This window comes from Terrabacter terrigena (assembly GCF_042676085.1).
GTDB classification, from domain to species: domain Bacteria; phylum Actinomycetota; class Actinomycetes; order Actinomycetales; family Dermatophilaceae; genus Terrabacter; species Terrabacter terrigena.
On sequence record NZ_JBHTKH010000010.1, the window covers coordinates 122027 to 144422 of the forward strand.

The 22396-nt window shown below is 72.6% G+C and carries 23 protein-coding genes; 10 read left to right on the top strand and 13 right to left on the bottom strand.

Features of this window, described 5'->3' with window-relative positions:
• Nucleotides 1-83 precede the first annotated feature (83 nt).
• Entirely contained in the window at nt 84-467 is a 384-nt protein-coding gene (locus ACFQ2V_RS15445) for an antitoxin (protein WP_386053731.1), read from the top strand.
• An 83-nt stretch (nt 468-550) separates the two neighbouring features.
• Here ACFQ2V_RS15445 and ACFQ2V_RS15450 read toward each other — a convergent pair whose 3' ends face one another.
• On the bottom strand, nt 551-1273 hold the full coding sequence (locus ACFQ2V_RS15450) for a DUF4097 family beta strand repeat-containing protein (RefSeq protein WP_386053732.1): 723 nt from the start codon (nt 1271-1273) through the stop codon (nt 551-553).
• A 217-nt stretch (nt 1274-1490) separates the two neighbouring features.
• Between ACFQ2V_RS15450 and ACFQ2V_RS15455 the strand changes: the two genes are divergently transcribed.
• From ACFQ2V_RS15455 to ACFQ2V_RS15470, 4 genes are all read left to right on the top strand, one after another.
• Nucleotides 1491-2039 carry a DoxX family membrane protein gene (locus ACFQ2V_RS15455; protein ID WP_386053733.1) on the top strand — a complete coding sequence of 183 codons (549 nt, stop codon included), beginning with the start codon at nt 1491-1493 and terminating at the stop codon, nt 2037-2039.
• Nucleotides 2040-2172: 133 nt separating this feature from the next.
• Entirely contained in the window at nt 2173-2676 is a 504-nt protein-coding gene (locus tag ACFQ2V_RS15460) for a hypothetical protein (protein ID WP_386053734.1), read from the top strand.
• 31 nt (nt 2677-2707) lie between these two features.
• Nucleotides 2708-3418 (top strand): dienelactone hydrolase family protein, encoded by a 711-nt coding sequence (locus ACFQ2V_RS15465; RefSeq protein ID WP_386053735.1) that lies wholly within the window; start codon nt 2708-2710, stop codon nt 3416-3418.
• Between the two features lie 151 nt (nt 3419-3569).
• Nucleotides 3570-4010 (top strand): hypothetical protein, encoded by a 441-nt coding sequence (locus ACFQ2V_RS15470; RefSeq protein ID WP_386053736.1) that lies wholly within the window; start codon nt 3570-3572, stop codon nt 4008-4010.
• Between the two features lie 80 nt (nt 4011-4090).
• On the opposite strand, the gene idi is transcribed toward ACFQ2V_RS15470, so the two are convergent.
• Genes idi through ACFQ2V_RS15490 form a run of 4 tightly spaced genes read right to left on the bottom strand, consistent with a single transcriptional unit; the run spans nt 4091 to nt 7499 of the window.
• Nucleotides 4091-4708, bottom strand: a complete 618-nt coding sequence (idi, locus tag ACFQ2V_RS15475) for an isopentenyl-diphosphate Delta-isomerase (RefSeq protein ID WP_386053737.1) — start codon at nt 4706-4708, stop codon at nt 4091-4093.
• The gene (locus ACFQ2V_RS15480; RefSeq protein ID WP_386053738.1) at nt 4705-5883 is read right to left on the bottom strand and encodes an NAD(P)/FAD-dependent oxidoreductase; all 1179 of its coding nucleotides are present in this window, start codon (nt 5881-5883) and stop codon (nt 4705-4707) included. The genes idi and ACFQ2V_RS15480 overlap by 4 nt, the downstream gene beginning before the upstream one ends.
• On the bottom strand, nt 5880-6419 hold the full coding sequence (locus ACFQ2V_RS15485; RefSeq protein WP_386053739.1) for an isoprenylcysteine carboxyl methyltransferase family protein: 540 nt from the start codon (nt 6417-6419) through the stop codon (nt 5880-5882). The genes ACFQ2V_RS15480 and ACFQ2V_RS15485 overlap by 4 nt, the downstream gene beginning before the upstream one ends.
• 9 nt (nt 6420-6428) lie before the next feature.
• Nucleotides 6429-7499, bottom strand: a complete 1071-nt coding sequence (locus ACFQ2V_RS15490; RefSeq protein ID WP_386053740.1) for a type III polyketide synthase — start codon at nt 7497-7499, stop codon at nt 6429-6431.
• Nucleotides 7500-7601: 102 nt separating this feature from the next.
• Here ACFQ2V_RS15490 and ACFQ2V_RS15495 point away from each other — a divergent pair, with 102 nt between their 5' ends.
• Nucleotides 7602-8408, top strand: coding sequence for a UbiA family prenyltransferase (locus tag ACFQ2V_RS15495; RefSeq protein ID WP_386053741.1), 807 nt, complete (start codon nt 7602-7604; stop codon nt 8406-8408).
• 39 nt (nt 8409-8447) lie between these two features.
• On the opposite strand, the gene ACFQ2V_RS15500 is transcribed toward ACFQ2V_RS15495, so the two are convergent.
• Nucleotides 8448-8852 carry a PPOX class F420-dependent oxidoreductase gene (locus ACFQ2V_RS15500; protein WP_386053742.1) on the bottom strand — a complete coding sequence of 135 codons (405 nt, stop codon included), beginning with the start codon at nt 8850-8852 and terminating at the stop codon, nt 8448-8450.
• Nucleotides 8853-9177: 325 nt separating this feature from the next.
• Here ACFQ2V_RS15500 and ACFQ2V_RS15505 point away from each other — a divergent pair, with 325 nt between their 5' ends.
• Entirely contained in the window at nt 9178-11364 is a 2187-nt protein-coding gene (locus tag ACFQ2V_RS15505; protein ID WP_386053743.1) for an ATP-dependent DNA ligase, read from the top strand.
• A gap of 122 nt (nt 11365-11486) precedes the next feature.
• Here ACFQ2V_RS15505 and ptsP read toward each other — a convergent pair whose 3' ends face one another.
• From ptsP to ACFQ2V_RS15530, 5 genes are all read right to left on the bottom strand, one after another.
• Nucleotides 11487-13250: a phosphoenolpyruvate--protein phosphotransferase gene (gene ptsP / locus ACFQ2V_RS15510; RefSeq protein ID WP_386053744.1), complete on the bottom strand. Its 1764-nt coding sequence runs from the start codon at nt 13248-13250 to the stop codon at nt 11487-11489.
• Nucleotides 13251-13334: 84 nt separating this feature from the next.
• Complete coding sequence (locus ACFQ2V_RS15515) at nt 13335-13604, bottom strand: HPr family phosphocarrier protein (RefSeq protein WP_386053745.1); 270 nt, start codon at nt 13602-13604, stop codon at nt 13335-13337.
• 164 nt (nt 13605-13768) lie between these two features.
• Complete coding sequence (locus ACFQ2V_RS15520) at nt 13769-15871, bottom strand: PTS fructose transporter subunit IIABC (protein ID WP_386053746.1); 2103 nt, start codon at nt 15869-15871, stop codon at nt 13769-13771.
• An 80-nt stretch (nt 15872-15951) separates the two neighbouring features.
• Nucleotides 15952-16896 (bottom strand): 1-phosphofructokinase, encoded by a 945-nt coding sequence (pfkB, locus tag ACFQ2V_RS15525; protein ID WP_386053747.1) that lies wholly within the window; start codon nt 16894-16896, stop codon nt 15952-15954.
• Entirely contained in the window at nt 16893-17654 is a 762-nt protein-coding gene (locus ACFQ2V_RS15530; protein WP_386053748.1) for a DeoR/GlpR family DNA-binding transcription regulator, read from the bottom strand. Before ACFQ2V_RS15530 ends, pfkB begins: the two co-directional genes overlap by 4 nt.
• Before the next feature lie 206 nt (nt 17655-17860).
• Between ACFQ2V_RS15530 and ACFQ2V_RS15535 the strand changes: the two genes are divergently transcribed.
• Nucleotides 17861-18796 carry an alpha/beta hydrolase gene (locus tag ACFQ2V_RS15535; protein WP_386053749.1) on the top strand — a complete coding sequence of 312 codons (936 nt, stop codon included), beginning with the start codon at nt 17861-17863 and terminating at the stop codon, nt 18794-18796.
• Entirely contained in the window at nt 18793-18978 is a 186-nt protein-coding gene (locus ACFQ2V_RS15540) for a hypothetical protein (protein ID WP_386053750.1), read from the top strand. The genes ACFQ2V_RS15535 and ACFQ2V_RS15540 overlap by 4 nt, the downstream gene beginning before the upstream one ends.
• 90 nt (nt 18979-19068) lie before the next feature.
• Here the strand turns inward: ACFQ2V_RS15540 and ACFQ2V_RS15545 are convergent, their stop codons facing one another.
• Nucleotides 19069-20631 (bottom strand): cyclic 2,3-diphosphoglycerate synthase, encoded by a 1563-nt coding sequence (locus ACFQ2V_RS15545; protein WP_386053751.1) that lies wholly within the window; start codon nt 20629-20631, stop codon nt 19069-19071.
• A gap of 175 nt (nt 20632-20806) precedes the next feature.
• Here ACFQ2V_RS15545 and rocD point away from each other — a divergent pair, with 175 nt between their 5' ends.
• Complete coding sequence (gene rocD, locus ACFQ2V_RS15550; protein WP_386053752.1) at nt 20807-22072, top strand: ornithine--oxo-acid transaminase; 1266 nt, start codon at nt 20807-20809, stop codon at nt 22070-22072.
• Nucleotides 22073-22183: 111 nt separating this feature from the next.
• On the opposite strand, the gene ACFQ2V_RS15555 is transcribed toward rocD, so the two are convergent.
• On the bottom strand, nt 22184-22396 hold a 213-nt coding region (locus ACFQ2V_RS15555), incomplete at its 5' end, for an HNH endonuclease signature motif containing protein (RefSeq protein WP_386053753.1).

Consider the following 22396-nt stretch of genomic DNA (forward strand, 5'->3'; position numbering starts at 1 on the left):
TTGCGACGAGTGGCCCACGGGTATGACTGTGGAAGCAGTGAGCCCGGCGCACCGCCGGGCCAGTGCGAGATGAGGAGACACCGATGTCGTTCGGTGAGCAGCTGAAGCACAAGGCGGACGAGGTCCATCTGCAGGAGAAGGCGAAGGACTTCGGCGACGCCGTGGTCCAGATGGCCAAGGCCGCGGTGTCGGCTGCGGCCGGCTACGCCCAGGAGAACCGCGACAAGGTCGACGGTGCCCTGGACAAGGCGTCCATGAAGATCGACGAGAAGACCGGCGGCAAGCACGCCGACACCGTGACCAAGGTTCGAGCCTCGGTCGACAAGGGCATCGACAAGCTCGTCGAGCACCACGACACGACGACGGCCACCACCCCCACCCACCCGGCCCCGTCCGTGCCCGACGACAAGCACAGTGCCTTCGACAACCCCAACGAGGACGACTCCGCAGCCGGCAACCTCACCTGAGCCGGCCACCCCCAGGAGCCGCGTGTCACCGCGCCCTTCGGTGACACGCGGCTTCGGCGTTCGGGGCGGATTCGAGCCGACGGTCAGCGGTGGTCGAGCTCGAGGTCGCCCGATCCGGTCCTGACCTGCATCGACGAGGCGCTCCCCGGGTCGGTGGCGACGTTGACGTCCTGCTCGCCCGAGCCGCTGTCGAGGCTCAGCGCGTACCTGGCGTCCTTCGGGAGGATCACCGAGACGTCGCCCGAGCCGGCGCGCACGTCGACCGCGGGGACGACGGCGTCGAGCTCCAGGTCGATGTCGCCACTGTCGGCGTACGCCGTCAGCTCCGTCGCCTGCAGCCGCGCCGTCGCGATGTCGCCCGATCCGGTCTTGAGAACGGTGCTGCCGAACGTGCCTGTCACGGTGACGTCGCCCGACTCGTTGTCGACGGTCACGTCCAAGTGCTCCGGGACGGTGACGACGTAGTCGACGTCGCACCAGCCGACCAGCCCGCTGCAGTCGGCCTCGAGCTCGAGCGTCGACCCGTTGAGGTGCTCGGACGCCGTCGGCGCCGGGGACCACGGGCTCCACGTGAGGTGCCTCGCCACGTGGACGCCGCCCGTCGCGCCATCGCTGACGACCGTGACGTCGTCGGCTCCCCCGATGACGGTCAGGCCGTCGGCGGGCATCGCGCACGCGGCCTGCTGGATGGCGTCTCGCCGGAGGCCGTCCGAGACCGCGTCGGAGAAGGACGCCCACGCGACGCTCACGAGCAGCAGCGCCGCGCCGACACCGGCGACCACCCATGACGTCTTGCCCCGGACCACCCGCCGAACGTACCTGCTCGAGCGGGGGAGACGAAGCGGAATACGCGAACTGCATTGACTGTCAACTGAATTGGCCAGAGCCCCAGACCGTGTCTGGTTTGTCCCTGAGCGTACGGGTTTCGTCTAGGTAGTTGCACTCAACCTCGGCGCCGGCGGTATCGCGGCAGCCCGCTCCTCCTTCTGACGTCCCGAACAACGACCTCAAAGGAGAACCACCATGTCGCAGCTCGTCGTCGACGGCCCCGGACGTTCCGGGACCCGCGCACCGCTCAGCACCCGCCTCGCCGGCGGCCGCACCGCCCTCACGGCCCGGGTCACCGCCGCCGTCGACCGACTGCGGGCGTTCCTCGTCGCCTACAGCCTCCACGCCCTGCGGATCAGCCTGGGCCTGGTCTTCCTCGGCTTCGGGGTGCTGAAGTTCTTCCCCGGTCTCAGCCCGGCCGAGGCCATCGCCTCGGCCACGATCGACCGGCTCACGTTCGGGCTCGTCTCGGGCCACAACGCGGTCCTGCTCACGGCCGTCACCGAGACGGTCATCGGCCTGACGCTCGTCACCGGCAAGTTCCTCCGGGTCGGCGTCGTCGTCCTCGGCGGCGCGCTCATCGGCATCATGTCGCCGCTCGCGCTCTTCACCGCCGAGCTGTTCCCGCACGGCCCGAGCCTCATGGGCCAGTACGTCCTGAAGGACATCGTCCTGGCCGCGGCAGCCCTCGTCGTCGCGGCGTACGCCCTCGGCGCCCGTCTCGGCTCCGGCTCGGACGACTGAGACGACTGAGACGACTCAGACGACTGGGACGACAGCCGCTACCGGGGTGACCACTCGACGAGGACCCATCCGTCGAGTGGTCACCGCACCACACCCGCACCCACACCCGCCCCCGCACCCAGGAGCTCGCACCATGACTGCACTGCCCGCGCCCGCGCTGCCCACACCTCCCGCACTGCCCGTACTGCCGGCAAGACCGTTCCCCGGGGCCGCCCACCCGACCCGCCTCGTCGACGCGCCCACGGACCACCGCCGCCGCTTCGGGTTCGGCGAGGGGCGGCGCGTCCACCGCTTCCCCGCCGCGACGTTCCTCGACCGGCCGGTCGCCCGGGAGGAGCTCGCGGTCGCCTGCGACGCCCTCGAGGCGTCCGACCGGGCCGCCTCACGACGGCTGGCCGCCCTCGGCACGCTCGCCGCCCTGCTGCTCGGCACGCTCGTCGTCCTCATCGCCACGGGGCACGGCACCGGGCCGGGGCTCACCGGCACCTCGGCCCTCTGGGGCGCCGGCGCAGGCCTCGCGGGCGTGGTCATCGGCCTCGTCGCGGTGCTCCGCCAGCACCAGCGCGAGCACGACGCCCTGACCGACCGGGTGCACCGCTACGAGGCTCGGCTGGAGCAGCTCCGCGCGCTCCGCTGAGACGGCGCCCGCGGCATACATACTGGGCCGCATGGACGAAGCCGTGACGATCCCGACCGAGGCCGGCGAGATGCCCGCCCACCTGTTCCTGCCGCCCTCGGGCCACGGCCCCGGCATCGTCGTGCTCCAGGAGATCTTCGGGGTGAGCGGCTACGTGCAGCGGCGCGCCGCCCAGCTGGCCGAGCTCGGCTACGTCGTCGTCGCCCCGGAGATCTTCTGGCGCCTCGGCGTGACGTCGCCGGTCGAGGGTGAGGGCGCGCTGCAGGAGGGCATGAGCCTGGTCCAGCGGCTCGACTGGCAGGCCGCCGTCTCCGACGCGACAGCGACGGTCGAGTGGCTGCGCGGCCGCGACGAGGTCACCGGGGGCGTCGGCGTGGTGGGCTTCTGCTTCGGCGGCGGGCTCGGCTTCAACGCCGCGGCCCACCTCGAGGCCGAGGGCTCGGCGCCCGTCGACGCGCTCGTCAGCTACTACGGCTCTGCCCTGCCGGGACTGCACGACGTCATGACGGTCACCGCGCCGAGCCTGCACCACTTCGGCCTGTCCGACTCGTTCATCGACACCGACACCGTGCGGCGCATCGAGGCGTCCCTGACGCAGCAGCCCGGGACGGTCGTCGAGACGTATGCCGGCGCCGACCACGCGTTCGACAACGACGACATGCCGTGGCACGACGCGAGCGCCTCGACCCTCGCCTGGGCGCGCACCGAGGACTTCCTCCGCGCACAGCTGCCCGTCGCCTGACGCGCTGAGCGCCGAAGCGCCGGAGCACCGCGGCCGCCGGAGCGCCCAACCGCCGGAGCGCCGCTGCCGCGCAGCCGTGATCGGGTATGGCCTCGGAGGCGCCCTGAACGGGGGTGCCCTGCAAGCGCCTGGTCGCGAGCGAGGAGGCACGGTGAGAGCACTTGACGACGGGTCCCCTGCCCGCGCGCTCGAGCGGCGCATCTCCGACGCCAGCGCCGGCGGCGCCCGTCGCTACGCGTTCGGGGTGGCCCGCCTCGCCTGCTCCACCTCGGGACTGAAGGACGCCCGCACCCTCGAGGTCGCGCTCGGGGGGCTGGAGCGCTATCCCGAGATCGACGACCTCGCGCACCTGTGGGACCTCGAGCGCCGCCTCGACGCCTCGTGCGCGCGCCAGGTCGGTGGCGACCCCGTCGACTTCACGCAGGAAGAGCTGCTGCTCCACCCGGCGTGCCAGGAGGCGCGCGCCGTGTCGGCGGTCATCGCGGCGCTGATGCCCGACGCCTTCGTGGCCGCGCGCGGCGCCACACGTGAGGCGCGCGCAGCGGGCTGCCACCAGGCCGACCTCGACTCCACGGCCTCCGACCTGCTCTGATCGGAGTGACGCGCTCGCTCCGGCGCGACCACGCGACCCGGTCCTCCGGTCGGGGGCAGCTCTCGTACGCGGCCGGTCGGCTAGCGCGGCAGCGCCGCCGGGAGGTCGGCGGGGTCGGCGTCGGGCCACTGCTGCGGGCCCGGCCCCAGGGCGGCGAGCTCGGCCACCTGCTCGCGGCACCACGTCGACACCGGGCGACGGCCCGAGAGAACGTCGCCCGCGAACGCGCCCCACCGCAGCCACTCGGTCGCCTCCACCTCCGAGCCGTCGGGGTGCGGAGTCGGGGCCGTGCCGGCGACGCGGCCGACGAGCACCGGGCAGAGCTCGAGCTCGACGACGCCGTCCTGCTGGGCCCGGTAGGAGAAGCGTGGCAGCACGAGGCGCAGGTCGGTGACGGTCAGCCCCAGCTCGTCGGCGACCCGCCGGCGCACGGCGTCGTGGAGGGCCTCGCCGGGCGCGGGGTGGCCGCATGCGGAGTTGGTCCAGATGCCGGGGAACGTCGCCTTGTCGAGCGCTCGCTGCGTGACGAGGAGCGAGCCCGCGTCGTCGAAGAGGTACGCCGAGAAGGCGAGGTGCAGTGGCGTGTCGGCGTGGTGCACGCTCGACTTGGGCGCCGTGCCGATGGCCTCACCCTCGGGCGAGACCAGCACGACGAGCTCCTCGACCCGTGCGTCGCCCGACGAGGCGTCGACGGTCACGGGTTCGGCCTGGCGAGCTCGTTGACGGCGCCCCGGAACACGGGCGGCAGGGCGGCCGCCGCGGGCACGAGCAGGCGTCGACCCCACGACGGGCGGGTCACCTGGACGAGGGTGTGCGTGAGCAGCGCGTACCGCCGGGTGGCGGCCCGCCAGGCACGTTCGTAGGCGTCGGGTTCGCCTGCGGCGATCGCCGAGACGGCGGCACGGGCGTGGGCCAGGCCGAGCGAGATCCCCTCGCCCGTGAGCGCGTCGACGTAGCCGCTGGCGTCACCGGCCAGCAGGACGCGCCCGGAGACCCTGCGGCTCGTGCGCTGCCGCAGCGGTCCGGCACCCCGGACCGAGGTGACGACAGGTGCGTCGCCGAGCCGCTCACGCAGCTGCGGGAAGTCGGCGAGGCTGTCGGTGAGGGGACCGCGCTGCCGGCTCAGCACGGCGACGCCCACGAGGTCGTCGGCGACAGGAGTCACGTAGGCCTCGGCGTGCCGGCTCCAGTGCACCTCGACGTGGTCGCCCCACGGCCGTATGCCGTAGTGCTGGCGCAGCCCGTAGCGCCCCGGTCGGCGCGAATCGCCCTCTGTGCCGGGGTCGCCGGGTTCATGCTCGCGCGCGCCACGGGCGTCACGGGCGTCACGGCTGCCACGGGTGCGCTGGTCGCGGTCGAGGCCCAGGGAGCGGCGGGTCGGTGAGTGCAGCCCGTCGGCGGCGACGACCCAGGCGGCCGAGATGGTGGGGCCGGCGCCGCTCTGCACCGCGGTGCGGACCACGACGGAGTGCTCGTCCTGCGTCACACCCGACGCCGACAGCGGGATCACCTCGACCCCGCAATCATCGACGGCCCCGCGGAGGGCGTCGTGGAGCACGGTGCGGCGCACGCCTCTGCCGAGGCCGCCGCTGAAGTCGGCCTCGGCGACGCGACCGCGGGCCAGGTAGCGGATGCCGCGGAGGTCGTGACCGGGCGGGTCGACACCGAGGTCGGCGAGCGCCTGCAGGCCGCCGGGCATGAGTCCCTCGCCGCACGCCTTGTCGATCGTGCCCACCCGCGGCTCGAGGACGACGGCACTCAGTCCCGCGCGGGCGGCATACGTGGCTGCGGCGAGGCCCACAGGCCCTCCACCGATGACGACGACGTCGACGTGACGGTCCGCCACCGAGCTGGACGACTGCTCGACGCTCATGCGGGCGCCCCTGTGGGAGAGGCGATCTCGCGGAGCGCGGCGTTCTCGACACGGATGCGGACCGAGAGCAGGACGGCGTTGGCCGCGGTGAAGACGAGCGCGGTGACCCACGCGCTGTGCACGAGCGGGAGGGCGAGACCCTCGACGACGACCGCGACGTAGTTCGGGTGCGGCACGAGACGGTAGGGCCCGCGACGCACGAGGGCCAGGCCCGGGACGACGATGACGCGGGTGTTCCACTGGCTGCCGAGCGTGGCGATGCACCACCAGCGCAGTGCCTGGCTCGCGACGACGAGGGCCAGCATGACCCGGCCGAGGGCGGGGACGAAGGGCCGGTCGGCGGCCCACACCTCGGCGACCGCGCCGACGAGCAGGGCGGAGTGCAGCACCACCATGAAGGGGTAGTGCGACTGGCCGCGTTCGACCGCACCCCGCGCGAACGCCCACGCCGCGTGGCGCTGCGACACGACGAGCTCGGCCAGCCGCTCCAGCCCCACGAGGAGCACGAGACCGGTGAAGAGCCACTGTGACGTCATCGGCGCCCCTCAGTCGGCTGCTCGGAGGAGCACGAGCTCGAGACAGAACCCGGGACCCATCGCCAGGAGCACGCCCCACGACCCGGGCTCGGGCGTGTGGTCGGCGAGGGTGTCGGCAAGGACGTGCAGGACGGAGGCAGAGCTGAGGTTGCCGATGCGGTCGAGGGAGCGCCACGTGACGCCGAGGGCGTCTCGGTCGACCTCGAGGGCCTCCTGCATGGCGTCGAGCACCTTGGGGCCGCCGGGGTGGGCGACCCACCAGCCGATGTCGGTGCGGGTCAGGCCCTGGTCGGAGAGGAAGCGGTCCACGTCGTCACGCACGTTCTCCCGCACGAGGTCGGGCACCTCGGCGCCCAGGACGATGCGCAGCCCGGTCGCGCCGACGTCCCAGCCCATCGCTCGTTCGGTCGCGGGGTAGAGCCTGCTGCGGGTGGCGACGACGTGCGGCTGGTCCGCGGCGAGGTGCGGCGCCCGGTTGGTGCCGACCATGACGACGGCGGCCGCCCCGTCGCCGAAGAGGCCGCTCGCGACGAGGTTGGCCGTCGACGTGTCGTCGCGCTGCACGGTGAGGCTGCAGAGCTCGACGGAGAGCAGCACGGCGACGTCGTCGGGATGTCCGACGAGGTGGTCGTGGACGCGAGCGACACCGGCAGCCCCGGCCACGCAGCCGAGCCCGACGAGCGGCACCCGTTTCACGTCCTCGCGCAGGCCGATCTCGGCGGCGATCCGTGCCTCGATGGACGGGACGGCGAGTCCGGTGATCGTCGTCGAGACGATGAGGTCGACGTCGCGCGGCGTGAGCCCGGCGGCGGCGAGCGCCTTGGTGACGGCGTGCGAGCCGAGCTCGGTGGCGACGCGGATGAACTCGTCGTTGGCCTCGCCGAAGTCGGCGAGCTGCCAGTAGCGCTCGAGCGGCAGCGCGAGGTGCCGCTGGCTGACGCCGGCGTTGGCGTGGAACCGCTCGAGGAGGGCACGGTCGGCCCCGGTCGAGCCGAGCACGTCGGCGAAGGCAGCCGTGATCTCGGCCTGCGCGTAGGTGTGCTCCGGCAGGACTCCTCGGACGGCCGCAAGGTGGCTCACGTCGCCAGCCTAGGCCGCCGGGCACGAAGGGGTACGACAGGTCGGCCAGGGCCGGACGGAGTGGTCACGTGGACCTCCTACCCGTGCGCCTAGGCTCACCCCGTGGCCGCGACCCGGGTTCTGCGAGGGCTGGCGCTCGCGTGCCACCCGGGGCCGACCGCCGCCGTCACCGTGCTGACCGCACTCCTCGCCTGGTCGGCCGGGCACTCAGTGGGTCGGGGCCTGCTCGTCACGGCCGCGGTGCTGACGGGGCAGCTGTCGATCGGGTGGTCCAACGACCTCGTCGACGCCCGCCGGGACCGCGCGGTGGGCCGCGCCGACAAGCCCGTGGCGACCGGTGTGGTGTCCGAGCACGTCGTGCGGCTCGCCTGCGGCGCGGCTCTCGTTGCGTGCGTCGGTCTCTCGCTGGCCTGCGGCCTCGCGTCGGGCCTCGTGCACCTGCTGCTCGGGGTCGCATCGGGCTGGGCCTACAACCTGTGGTTCAAGCGCTCGGTCCTCTCCCCCCTCCCGTATGCCGTCGCGTTCGGTGCGCTGCCGGCAGTCGTCACGCTCGCGCTTCCCTCTCCCGCACTGCCGTTCGGCTGGGTGGTCGCGACTGGCGCGCTGCTCGGTGTCGGCGCACACCTGCTCAACGCGCTGCCCGACCTCGCAGACGACGAGGCGACCGGGGTGCGGGCCCTCCCCCACCGCCTCGGTGCGGGGGTCGTGCGCTGGCTGGCACCCACGGTGCTGCTGGCCGGGACGGTCGTGGCGGCCTACGGCCCGGGGATCGACGCGGCCGGCTGGGTGCTGCTCGGCGCGTGCGTCGTCCTGGCCGGCGTTGCGGTGCTGGCGCGCGGTCGGCTGCCGTTCGTCGCGGCGGTGCTCATCGCACTGGCGAACGTCGTCGCGCTCGTCGCACGCAGCTGAGCCGCTGAGCCGCTGAGCCGCTGAGCCGCTGACCTTGGCTCAGGACGTCGGCGAGATGCGCAGCACGACGCGGTTGCTGTTGCCGCGCCTCAGCACCCACTCGATCGCCATGAAGATGCGGAACTCGGCGCCGTACTTGCGCAGCAGCCGGCGGTTGACGGCCTCCGACGCCGCGCTGTCGCGGATGATCTGGGTCGTGCCCTCGACGACCGGCGAGCCGGGTTCGACCTTGCCGCGGCGGTCGCACGGCTGCAGCGTGACGTTCGGGTTGTGCTGGATCCGCTTGAGCTTGCCGGCGCCCTCGGGGGTGCTGACGATCGCGGCGCCGCCCGCATCGGGCAGCACCCAGACCGGCGTCGCCACCGGCTCGCCGGAGCGGCGGTAGGTCGTCAGCAGGACGAAGCGTTCGCCACCGAGGGTGTGGAGCGTGGGCGCCTGGGTCATGGGTGGGTCGTACCCGATCGGCCGCCGGTGACAGACACGCCGTCTCACGCCGTCTCACGCCGGTCGGATCCTGCTCGAGCGTCGGCACCAGGTCCTGGAGGGTGTCGGCCGTGCGCTCTGGCGTGCTGTCGCCGTCGAGGTTCCAGTCCCACGCCGCAGGTGCCGACCCCGGGTCACTCTGCCTTGAGTCCTCAGACGACTCACTGGGGGCACGAGGTCTTCCTCGAGGGATGGATCGCCACAGGGATCAATGCCGATGGCGCGCGGTGCCGGCGTCTGCACTGGTGTCTGCGCTCGTGTCTGCGCTCGTGGCTACGATCGGCGGGTGAGCGCCAAGCCCGCCGTCGTCGAAGCGCCGAGTCCTACCGACCCGTCCGGGGCCCGGGAGGTGCGCGTCTCGAGCCCGGACCGCGTGCTGTGGCCCGCCGCCGGGATGGCCGACGGCAAGCCCGTCACGAAGCTCGACATGGCGCAGTACCTCGTCGCCGTCGCCGACCCGATGCTGCGGGCGCTCGGAGACCGCCCGGTGACGCTCCAGCGCTTTCCGGAGGGCATCGAGGGCGAGGAGTTCTTCTCGAAGAACCCACCCAAGGGCGTGCCCGACTGGGTGCGCACGGTGATGTGCACCTATCCGTCGGGGCGCAAGCACCCACAGCTCGTCATCGACGAGATCGCGAGCGCCGTGTGGGCCGCGCAGATGAACACCATCACCTTCCACCCGTGGCCGGTCCGCACCGGCGACGTCGACAAGCCCGACGAGCTTCGCATCGACCTCGACCCGCAGCCGGGACGCGGGTTCACGGACGCGGTCGAGGCGGCATACGCCCTCAGGGAGGTGATGGCCGAGATCGGCCTCACCGCGTGGGCGAAGACGTCGGGCAACCGCGGCGTCCACGTCTACGCGCGGGTGGCGCCGACCCACGAGTTCCTCGACGTGCGGCACGGTGTCATCGGCATCGCCCGCGAGCTCGAGCGGCGCCTGCCCGACCTCGTGACGACGTCGTGGTGGAAGGAGGAGCGTGGCAAGCGCATCTTCGTCGACTTCAACCAGGCCTGCCGCGACCGCACCATCGCCTCCGCCTACTCGCCGCGGCCGCTGCCCGGCGCGCCCGTGTCGACGCCGGTGACCTGGGACGAGCTGCGCGAGATCGACCCGAAGTCGCTGACCGTGCGCACGGTGCCCGAGCTCGTCGCCTCGCGCGGCGACGCGTGGGCGGGCATCGACGACGCAGTCGGTGACGTGGCTGCGGCGATTGCCTTGTGGGACAAGGACGTCAGTGAGCGTGGGCTGGGCGAGCTGAACTTTCCCCCCGACTACCCGAAGATGCCCGGCGAGCCCCCGCGCGTGCAGCCGAGCAAGCGTCGGCAGGACAAGCCCGACGCCGAGTACATGGCGCCGAAGGCCGAGCGCGACGCCGAGCTGCGTGACGTGTGGGGGCCCGTCGTGCCGCCCGTGCCCCCGATGCTCGCCAAGCCGGTCAAGGACTTCTCGGCGGTCAAGACGGAGGTCCTCTACGAGCCGAAGTGGGACGGCTTCCGCTCGATCATCTTCCGCTCCGGCGACCTCGTCGAGATCGGGTCTCGCAACGAGAAGCCCATGACCCGCTACTTCCCCGACGTCGTCGAGGCCGTGCTCGCGAACTTCCCCGAGAAGGCGGTCATCGACGGTGAGATCGTCCTCGTGTCACCGGAGTCCGGCGACCGGCTCGACTTCGACCTGCTCCAGCAGCGCATCCACCCGGCGGCCTCCCGGGTCAAGAAGCTCGCGGCCGAGACACCCGCGTCGTTCGTCGCCTTCGACCTGCTGTCGCTCGACGGCGTCTCCTACATGGACAAGCCGTTCGCCGAGCGGCGCACCGCCCTCGAGAAGGCGCTCGCCACGGCCGCGGCGCCGATCCACCTGACGGCCGCCACCAGCGACCAGGACGAGGCGAAGGGCTGGTTCACGCAGTTCGAGGGAGCCGGTCTCGACGGGGTCATCGCCAAGCCGGTCGACGTGCTCTACGAGCCCGACAAGCGCCTCATGTTCAAGCTCAAGCACGAGCGCACGGCCGACTGCGTGGTCGCCGGATACCGCGTGCACAAGAGCGGTCCCGACGCCATCGGCTCCCTGCTGCTCGGCCTCTACGACGGCGACGGCCAGCTCGCGTCCGTCGGCGTCATCGGCGCGTTCCCGATGGCCCGGCGCAAGGAGCTCTTCGAGGAGCTGCAGCCGCTCGTCGCCGAGTGGGACGACCACCCGTGGAACTGGGCCCAGCCGCAGGAGGGCGTGCGCAACCCGCGGTCGTCCGAGTACTCCCGGTGGAACAACCAGAAGGACCTCTCGTTCGTGCCGCTGCGGCCCGAGCGGGTCGTCGAGGTGCGCTACGACCACATGGAGGGCACCCGCTTCCGTCACACCGCGCAGTTCGTCCGGTGGCGCGACGACCGCACGCCCGAGTCGTGCACCTTCGACCAGCTGGAAGAGCCGGTCGGCTACGACCTCGCCGACGTCCTCTCCGCGGGGTCCTGACCGCACGGACCTCGGGCGGCCTTCGCGGGACCGGCTCCTGCCGGACGGTCCGACGTGTCGGGCCGCGGGGCCGGGCCGTGCGGCAGCGCCGGGTCAGGTCTGGCCTGTGAGCACCGGCCGCCTCACAGCAGGTCGGTCAGCTCGCTCCGCGCGCTCTCGCGCACGGCGTGCAGGGCGTCGACGGCCGTACGCGAGCCGCGAGCTGCCGTCGCCAGCGCCTGGCACTCGGCGACCGAGTGGAGCGACAGGGCGAGCCGCACGACGGGGACCTTGCTGGGGGCCATCGACAGTGACGTCACGCCGAGGCCGACGAGCACGAGGGCCAGCAGCGGGTCACCGGCCGACTCGCCGCACACGCCGATAGGGCGGTCGACCTTCGCCGCGCCCTCGCACGCGGCGCCGACGACGTCGAGCACGGCCGGCTGCCACGGGTCGAGCAGGTCGGACAACGCGCCCTGCATGCGGTCGGCGGCCATCGTGTACTGCGCGAGATCGTTGGTGCCGAGCGAGCCGAAGTCGACCTCGCCGAGCACGTCCTTGGCGCGCAAGGCGGCGCCCGGCACCTCGATCATGACGCCGGCCTTGGGCAGGCCGTTCTCGCGCACGCGGCGGGCGAACCAGGCCGCCTCCTCGGCGGTGGCGACCATCGGGGCCATGACGCGGACGTCGGCTCCGGTCTCGCGGGCGGCGATCGCGAGCGCCTCGAGCTGGGCGTCGAGCAGGTCAGGTCGCTCTGCCGAGAGGCGCAGGCCGCGACGGCCCAGAGCAGGGTTCTCCTCGGGCCCCAGGTCGGCGAACTTCAGCGGCTTGTCGGCTCCGGCGTCGAGGGTGCGCACGACGACGCGGCGTCCCTCGAACGGCGCGAACACGCCGCGGTAGATCTCGGCCTGCTCCTCGACGGTCGGCGCCTTGGTGGCCGAGAGGTACACGAACTCGGTGCGGAAGAGGCCGACGCCCTCGAGGTCCTGGGCCCCGGCCGCGACGGCGTCGTCGACGCCGCCGATGTTGGCCAGCAACGCGACGGCGGCGCCGTCGGACGTGCGGCCCGGCCCGGAGAGCCGCGACAGGGCCTCCTTGCGGCGGGCCGCCCGCTCACGCTGCGCGGTGACGAGCGACATGTCGGGTGCGATGGTGACCTCGCCGGAGTCACCGTCGAGCGCGATCGGGGTGCCCGGAGCGATCTGGGTCGCGTGGGGCAGCTGCACGACGGCGGGGATGCCCATCTGCGCGGCGAGGATCGCGGTGTGGCTCGTGCGCCCACCCGCCTCGGTGATGATGCCGACGACGAGCGACCGGTCGAGCGTCGCCGTCTCGGCGGGGGCGAGGTCCTCGGCGATGATGACGCTCGGCTCGGCGAAGGCCGGGACGCCGGGCGCCGGAACGCCGAGTACCGCTGCGACAGCGCGGGATCCGACGTCACGCAGGTCGGCGACGCGCTCGGCGAAGTAGCCGCCGAGCGCCTCGAACTGGGCGGCATACGTCTCGATGGCGTTGGCGATGGAGTTGGCCCGGCCATGGCCGGCGGCGAGCTCCTTCGTCGCGGCCTTGACGAGACCCTTGTCGCGGGCGATGAGCGCCGTCGCCTTGAGGATCTGCTGGGCCGTGTCCTCGACCCGGGTGGCCCGCTCCTCGAGCGAGACCGCGACGGCCTCGAAGGCGGCCCTCACGTCGGCGAGCGCCGCCTCCTGGTCGTCGACGGCCGGCTCGTGTGCCGGCGGGCGGACCGGTGGAGCGACCTGCACCACCGGCCCGTATGCCGTGCCCGGGCTGACGCCGATGCCCTGCCTGGTCTCCGGCTGGGTCCCACCGCCGGTGCCGGAGCCGGCGCCCCGGTCGGCGCCGCCGTCGGTCACGGGCTGGGTTGTCGTCTCGGCTTTTTCAGTCATCCCGGGTCTCCTTCTACTCCGCGAGTTGGTCGACGTCCTGCTCGACGTCCTACTCGACGTCCTACTCGGGCTCTTACTCGGGCTCTACTCCGCGTCGAGGTCGCGCGAGAGCAGCTCGACGAGCGAGTCGAGCGTCTCGTCGGCCCCGTCGCCCTCGGCCGTCAGGACGACCTCCTCGCCGTACTTGGCCCCGAGGGCCATGACGCCGAGGATGCTCGTCGCGTCGACGGGGTCCTCCCCCGGCTTGGCGATCTCGACGTCGAGGCCCGAGCTGCTCGCGGCCTCGACGAAGAGCGCGGCCGGACGGGCGTGCAGGCCCACCGAGGAGGCGATGGTGACGGTACGGGTTGCCATGTGGCGTGCTCCTTCGTTGCTGACAGGTGTCGTGCGGGAGGTCGGGCAGTCGGGCTGGGGAGGTCGAGCGGGCGGGTCGAGCGGTCGAGCGGTCGAGCGGTCGAGCGGTCGAGCGGTCGAGCAGTCGTGACCCAGGTCAGCGAGTGACCTGGGTCACGTCCTGTTCAGACCGTAGCGGTCGCGTCGATCTCTGCGAGGTTCGTCTCCCGCGACTTCAGGGTGACGACGATGCCGGTCATGACGAGCACACCAGCCGCGAGGGCGACCACGAAGAGCAGGAAGTTGCCGATGAGCGGCAGCACCCAGATGCCTCCGTGCGGGGCTCGCAGCGTCGTGCCGAAGACCATCGCGAGGGCTCCGGTGACGGCTGAGCCGACGACCGAGCTGGCGATGATGCGCACCGGGTCGGCCGCGGCGAACGGGATCGCGCCCTCGGAGATGAACGAGAAGCCGAGCAGCCAGGCCGCCTTGCCGTTCTCACGCTCGGGCTCGGAGAAGAGGTGCGGGCGGACGGTCGTGGCGAGCGCCATCGCGAGCGGGGCGACCATGCCGGCGGCCATGACGGCGGCCATGATCTTCAGCTGCGGGGCGTTGGTGGACGCTCCCGCGGCGGCGAGACCCGTGGTGGCGAACGCGTACGCGACCTTGTTGACCGGGCCACCGAGGTCGAAGCCCATCATCGCGCCGAGGATGATGCCGAGGATGATCGAGCTCGCACCGGTCATGCCGGTCAGCCAGGTGTTGAGACCGTCGGTGATGCCCTTGATCGGGCGGCCGAGCACCGTGATGAACAGGCCGATCGTGATGAGCGAGCTGAGCAGTGGGATCACGACGACGGGCATCACACCGCGTACGCCCTTGGCGACGTTCCAGCCGGACACCCAGCGGGCGACGAAGCCGCCCAGCAGGCCGGTGACGAGGCCGCCGAGGAAGCCGGCGCCCATCGTGGAGGCCACGGCGCCGCCGACGATGCCGGGCACCAGGCCCGGGCGGTCGGCGATCGCGAAGGCGATGAAGCCGGAGAGGATCGGCACGAGGAAGCCGAACGACGCCCCGCCGATGACGAAGAGGAGCGCGGCCCACGACGTGAGGCTGAACGGGTTGAAGTTCTGGGCGATGTTGAACTGGCCCTCCGCCGTGAGGCCGTACTTCACGATCTGGATCGCGCCGTCCTCGCCGAGCGCGACCTGGGCGAGCATGAACGACAGGGCGATGAGGATGCCGCCGGCTGCGACGAACGGGATCATGTAGGAGACACCGGTCATCAGCCACTGGCGCACCTTGGTCGCGGTGCTCGCGCCCTCCTCGACCTTCGAGGTGAGGCCACCCGACGGGCCGGCCGCAGCAGCCGCTCGGGCCGCCGCCTCGCGCTTGCTCGGGTCGGCGTCCCACTCGGCGACGAGCCGCTCGGCCTGGAGCACGAGTGCCGGGCCGTCGGAGATGCCCTTCTTGACGCCGACGTCGACGAGGGGCTTGCCGGCGAAGCGGCCGGCGTCCTTGACGGGCAGGTCGTGGGCAAAGATCACGGCGTCTGCCGCGGCGATCTGGGCCGCGCTCAGCGGCTTCGAGCCTGCCGATCCCTGCGTCTCGACGAGCATCGTGTGTCCGGCGGCCTTCGCGGCGTTCTCGAGGCCCTCGGCGGCCATGTAGGTGTGGGCGATACCGGTCGGGCACGAGGTGACGCCGACGAGGTTGAGGGTGCGGGCTCCGGGCGCCTCGGCGGTGGCGACGGCACCGGGAGCGGCTGGACCGGTGCGGTCAGCTGCACCGGCGGACGCGGCGGCAGCTGCACCGGCGGACGCGCCGGCCGGCTGGTCGAGCTCGACCTCGGAGCGGACGATGCGCACGACCTCGGCCTCGGTGGTGGCCGACGCGAGGGCGGCCTTGAAGTCCTTCTTCATGAGGGCGCGCGCGAGCTTGGGCAGCATCTGCATGTGCGCGTCGCCGCCACCCTCGGGGGCCGCGATGAGGAAGACGAGCGTGGCCGGGCCGTCCTTGGCGCCCCAGTCGATGCCGCCACCATCCGTCGCGCGGCCGAAGACGAGCGATGGCTCCGTGATCGCAGCGCTGCGGGCGTGGGGGATGCCGATGCCGCCGGGCAGGCCGGTGGCCATCGTCTCCTCGCGCTTGCGCACGTCGTCGAGGAAGGTGTCGAGGTCGGTGCACCGGCCGGATGCGACGAGGCGCTCGCCGAGCCTCCGCGTCGCCTCGTGGCGATCGGCACCAGTGAGGTCGAGGACGACCTGCTCTTCGGTGATGAGGGACATGGAGTTTCCTTTCGGAGGATCGGGACGATCGGTGTTTCGGCGTCTTGTGTTTGGCGTCTTGTGTTTCCGCTTGGTCCGCGTCAGGTGAGGACGCGGTCGAGGTCGGGCTCGTGGGTCAGCTCTGCGCGTATGCCGTCGAGGTCGTCGGGGGTCGGCACGCGGCTTCCGGGGAGGGTGACCGCCGCAGCGCCCCACCTCACCCCGGTCATCAGGGCGTCCGCCGGGTCGAGCCCGGTGGACAGGCCGTGGAGCAGGCCGGCAAGCATGCAGTCGCCGGCGCCCACGGTGGACAGGGGGGCGGTGATGGTGGCCCTGGCGTGCGCCGAGGCCCCGTCGGTCACCAGCAGCGCGCCGTCGCCACCGAGGCTGACGGCGACGACCTCGATGCCGCCGGCGACGAGCTCGCGGGCGGCGTCTCGCACGTGGCCGAGCGTGGGCAGGTCGTGGTCGACGAGCTCGGCGAGCTCCTCGTGGTTCGGCTTGATCAGGTGCGGCTTCGCCGCGACGGCTGCCGCGAACGGAGCACCGGACGAGTCGATGGCGATGCGGCCGCCGCGGCCGCGCACCCGGGCGACGAGGACGGCATACAGGTCGGCGGGGGCACCGGGCGGAAGGCTTCCGCAGCCGACGACCCATTCGGCCCCCGCACTGCGCTCGAGGGTGGTCTCGACGAGGGCCTCGACCTCGGACGGTGACAGGTCGGGGCCCGGCTCGTTGAGCTTCGTCGTCGTGCCGTCGGGCTCGAGGACGCTGATGTTCATGCGCACGGTGCCGCGCACCGGCACGGAGGCGTGGGCGACGCCGGCGGCGTCGAGGAGGTCCTGGAGGAGGTGCCCCTCGGGGCCGCCGACCGGGAGCACGGCGGTGGTGGTGGCGCCCTGGGCGGCGAGCGCGCGGGAGACGTTGACACCCTTGCCGCCGGGGTCGATGCGGCCGCCGGTGCTGCGGTGCACCTCCCCCCGGTGGAGCGCGTCGATGAAGACGGCGCGGTCGATGCTGGGGTTGGGCGTGAGCGTGACGATCATGCAGTCACCACTTCCGGTCCGGCCGCACGGATCTCGGCGGCGACGTCGTCGTCGAGGTCGGTGTCGGTGATGACGAGGTCGATCTCGGACAGCTGGGCGAACCGGTGCAGGTGGTCGTCACCGGCCTTGCTCGAGTCGGTGAGGACGATGCAGCGGCGGGCGGCGCGCACCATGGCGCGCTTGACGAGCGACTCGGACTGGTCGGGCGTCGTGAGGCCGCGGGCGACGGAGATGCCGTTCGTGCCGATGAGCGCGAGGTCGACGGTGACGTCGGCCAGGGGGCTGACGGCCCAGTCGCCCACGGCCGCTCCGGTGGTGCCGCGCACCCGGCCGCCGAGGAGGTAGAGGTTGATGCCGGGGTGCGTCGACAGGACGCTCGCTGCGGCGAGGCTGTTGGTGAGCACCGTGAGGTCGATGTCGGGCGGGAGCATCTCGGCGACGGCGAGCGACGTAGACCCGGCGTCGAGGATGATGCTGCCGCCGCTGGGCAGCTCGTCGAGGGCGCGGGCCGCGATGCGGCGCTTGACGTCGGCGAGGCGGCCGGAGCGGGTGGCGAGCGTCGGCTCGACCTCGAGGCGCTCGACGGGGATGGCGCCGCCGTGGACCCGGCGCAGCGACCCGCGGCGCTCGAGGGCGGTGAGGTCGCGGCGGACCGTCTCGGCGGCGACCCCGAGGGAGTCGGCGAGGGCGGCGACCTCGACACGGCCGGCACGACGGGCCTCGGCGATGATGCGCTGCTGCCGCTCCGCTGCGTACACCTGGACTCCCTCGTCCTGTCGTTCCTGCCTGCCCCACCGTGGGCCCGTTGTCCTAGGAAACCACCGGCCCGGTTCGATGTAAAGAGATTCGGGCACCCGTATTTGTTGGTTTGAGCCCGCAAACGGGCATTCCCCGCCGAACCGGGCGACGCGGTAGGCCGCCCGGTCCCGAGCGCTGCGGGGGTTCGCGGCATACAGTTCGGCTCATGCAAAGCAGCACGTTCACGTTGACCACGCCCGACGGCACCGAGGTCTTCGTCAACCGGTGGCTGCCCGACGGGCAGGCGAAGGCGGTCGTGCAGATCGCGCACGGGCTCGCCGAGCACTCGAGCCGCTACGCCCGCTTCGCGCAGCGCCTCACCGACCACGGGTATGCCGTCTACGGCTCGGACCACCGCGGCCACGGGCGCACCGGCACCAGCGAAGGTCGCGGCTTCTTCGCCGAACGCGACGGCTGGCAGACCGTCATCGACGACCTGCACGCCGTGACGGACCGCGCCCGCGAGGAGCAGCCGGGACTGCCCGTGTACCTCCTCGGCCACAGCATGGGCTCGTTCATCTCCCGCGGGTATGCCGCCCAGTACGGTTCCGAGCTCGCCGGCCTCGTGCTCTCGGGCACCGCCGGCGGTGCGGGCGCCCTCGGCAGGGTCGGCATCTTCCTCGCCTCGACCCAGGCCCGGCTGCGCGGCCACTCGCACGTGAGCGGCCTGCTGAACACCCTGAGCTTCGGCCAGTACAACTCGGCCTTCAAGCCGACCCGCACCGACTTCGACTGGCTCTCGAGGGATCCTGATGAGGTCGACAAGTACGTCAACGACCCGGACTGCGGATTCGTCTTCAGCGCAGGCGGGTTCGCCGACCTGCTCCGGGGGCTGGAAGCCGTCAACACCGACCGGGTCGCCTCGCGCATCCCCAAGGACCTGCCCGTCCACCTCGCCTCGGGCGACAAGGACCCGGTGGGCGCGAACGGCAAGGGCGTGCGCAAGGTGGCCGACCAGCTGCGCCGTCTCGGCGTGCAGGACGTGACGCTGACGCTGTGGCCCGACGCGCGCCACGAGATCCTCAACGAGACCAACCGCGACGAGGTGGAGACCGAGATCCTCGAGTGGCTCGACGCCCACCTCGTCGGCGCACGTCCATGACCAGGCCGGTCCGCGTCATCATCGGCCTGGTCCTGCTGGCCATGGGCGCGCTCTGGACCCTGCAGGGCCTCGGCTACGTCGGCGGCAGCGGCATGTCGGGCCACGTCATCTGGGCGGTCATCGGCCCGATCGTCGCCGTCGCCGGCCTGGGGCTCGCCCTCGCGCGCCCCCGCCGGAGGTAGGCCCGCGCGCTCGAACGCCCTCGCGGGTCCTGGCTACTCAGGTCCTGGCGACTCAGCTCGTGCGCTGCTCGAACGGCACGTCGGGTGTGCTCAGGGCGCGCTCCCGGCGGGCACCGAGGGTGCACGTGCGGCGGTCGCGCTCGAGCTCTCGGGTGCGGTCGTGCCCTCCGCTGCCGTATGCCGTTCGAGCACCTCGGCGGGCAAAGCGGCGCGCACGGCCGCGGCGAGACCACCCGGCACGACCTCGCGCAGCTCGTACCGGGCGCGCACGACGGGAACCGGCAGCGAGAGCACCCGGGTCAGGTCGATGGGGGTGCCGGCGACGACGGCCTCGCACTCCCCCGCGTCGACCGCGGCCCGGATCGTGGCCTCGAGGTCACCGATCTGCGCGGCGCCGTAGCCCATGGCCGGCAGCACACCCCGCGCGTTCGGGTACCTCACGTAGGTCGCGGCGATCGACCCGACGGCATAGGGGGTCGGGTCGACGATCGCGACGGCACCGGCGGAGCGGGCCCCGACGACCCCGGCGCCATAGCTCATCGAACCGTGGGTCAGCGTCGGCCCGTCCTCGACGGCGATGACGCGTCTGCCGTGCACCGCAGACGGATCGTCAACAGTGACAGGGCTGTCCGCGCGCAGCACCGTGGCCGTGGGGTTGAGCGCGCGCACCGACGCCTCGACCGCCTCGATGTCGCTCTGGAGCGCCGAGTCGCACTTGGCGATGACGACGACGTCAGCCATCCGCACGTTCGCCTCTCCAGGGTGGTGCGTCGCCTCGTCGCCGGCACGCAGCGGGTCGGCGAGCACGAGGTGCAGGTCGGGCACGAAGAACGGGAGGTCGTTGTTGCCGCCGTCCCAGAGGATGACGTCGGCCTCCTGCTCGGCCTCGCGCAGGATCCGCTCGTAGTCGATGCCGGCGTAGACGACGACGCCGTTGTCGAGGTGCGGCTCGTACTCCTCGCGCTCCTCGATGGTGCAGTCGTGCAGGTCGAGGTCGGCGTGGGTCGCGAAGCGCTGGACGGCCTGCGCGGCGAGATCGCCGTACGGCATGGGATGACGCACCGCGACGACGCGCAGGCCGAGGTCGCGCAGCAACCGCGAGAGGTACCGGGTGGTCTGGCTCTTGCCGACGCCGGTGCGCACGGCCGTCACGGCGACGACGGGCCTCGTGCTGCGCAGCATGGTGTGGCGCGCTCCGTGCAGCCGGAAGTCCGCGCCGGCAGCGATGGCCTGCGACGCGAGGTGCATGACCTGCTCGTGGCGCACGTCGGAGTAGGCGAAGACGACGGCGTCGACGCGCTCGCCCGCAACGATGTCGGTCAGCTCGGACTCGGCGACGATCGGAATGCCGTGCGGGTAGAAGGGGCCGGCGAGCTCCGGCGGGTAGTGCCGACCGTCGATGTCGGGGATCTGCGTCGCCGTGAACGCGACGACCTCGTGGGTCGGGTCGTCGCGGAAGACGACGTTGAAGTCGTGGAAGTCGCGTCCGGCCGCGCCGAGCACGACGACGCGGGTGCGCGGCGCGCTCGTGGACTCGGTGCTGCTCAGGTCGGCACTCGTGAGGTCGGTGCTGGGGTCGGTGCTGCTGGGGTCGGTGCTGCTGGGATCGGTGCTGCTGGGATCGGTGCTGCTGGGATCGGTGCTGCTGCGCATGGCCATCTCCGCGGCTGGGCCACCGACGTGACCGACACACCCCAGCGCGGGTAGTCCTGGCTGCGGGGCCCGCCATGGACAGTCTCGCACCGGGCCCACCCGACGGCATACGGCAGAAAGCGGCCTGACCTCGGAACCGATGGCCGCCGACGGAGTGCGGTGCGACGATCGGGAGGTGAGCGACACGGCCGCACGACCCGGGGCCCGCGAGCAGGCCGGCCCCCACCGCACACCCCTCCCCGGCACCCCCACCCACGAGCACGTCTCCCTCGCCGAGGACTGGGTGGCGAGCAACTACAGCCCGCTGCCCGTCGTCATCGCCAGCGCCGAGGGGGCGTGGGTGACCGACGTGGAGGGCAGGCGCTACCTCGACGCCCTCGCCGGCTACTCCGCGCTCAACTTCGGGCACCGTCACCCCTCGCTCGTGGCCGCGGCCCGGGCACAGCTCGACCGTCTCACCCTGACGAGCCGCGCCTTCCACAGCGACCGGCTCGGTCCGTTCTGCCGCGACCTGGCGATGCTGGCCGGCAAGGACCTCGTGCTCCCGATGAACACCGGCGCCGAGGCCGTCGAGACGGCGGTCAAGACGGCGCGGCGCTGGGGCTACGAGGTCAAGGGCGTGCCGGACGGTCGGGCCAGGATCGTCGTCATGGCCGGGAACTTCCACGGCCGCACGACGACGATCGTCAGCTTCTCCGACGACCCGGTCGCGCACGACCACTACGGGCCCTACACGCCGGGTTTCGACATCGTGCCGTTCGGCGACCTCGAGGCGCTCGAGGCGACGATCACCGACGAGACCGTGGCGGTGCTGCTCGAGCCGGTGCAGGGCGAGGCCGGTGTGATCATCCCGCCCGGCGGTTGGCTGCGTGGCGTGCGCGAGCTGACCCGCAGCCGCGACGTGCTCATGGTCGCCGACGAGATCCAGTCGGGACTCGGCCGCACCGGCACCACCTTCGCCTGCGGCGTCGAGGACGTCGTGCCGGACGTCTACGTGCTCGGCAAGGCGCTCGGCGGCGGCATCGTGCCGGTGTCGGCCGTCGTCGCCGACCGCGACGTGCTCGGCGTGTTCACCCCGGGCAGCCACGGGTCGACGTTCGGCGGCAACCCGCTCGCAGCGGCGGTCGGCCAGGCCGTTGTCGGTCTGCTCGCCACGGGCGAGTACCAGCAGCAGGCGCATCGGCTGGGCGTCGCGCTCGAGAGCGGTCTGCGCGAGCTCGTCGGGCACGGCGTCGACGCGGTGCGGTGCCGCGGCCTCTGGGCGGGAGTCGACCTCGACCCCGACCTCATGACCGGGCGCGAGGCGTCGTACCGGCTGCTGGAGCAGGGCGTGCTCGTCAAGGACACCCACGGCTCGACCGTGCGGATCGCGCCCCCGCTGGTCGCCAGTGACGGGGACATCGACCTCCTGATCGAGGCGTTCGGCGCGATCCTGCGCTGAGGTCGGCGGCGGCAGATCGCCCATACGCCGTGCGGCTTCGGCCATCGGGCCTGACAGCCGCCTTCGGGCAGGCCGCTGGCCCCGCCGGCTCGGGCGGGGTGTGGGGCGGGGTCATCTGGTGTGCCAGGTGACCCCGAACGCGGTGACGGTCGCGGTCAGGTCGTGCTGGTGGACGTGGGTGTGGTGCCGGGGGCACAGCAGTGCCGCGTTGGTGAGGTCGGTTGTGCCGCCGCGGTGCCACGGGATCACGTGGTGGGCGTCGCACCAGGTCGGCGGCACGGTGCAGCCGTCGAAGCTGCAGCCCTTGTCGCGGGCGACCAGTGC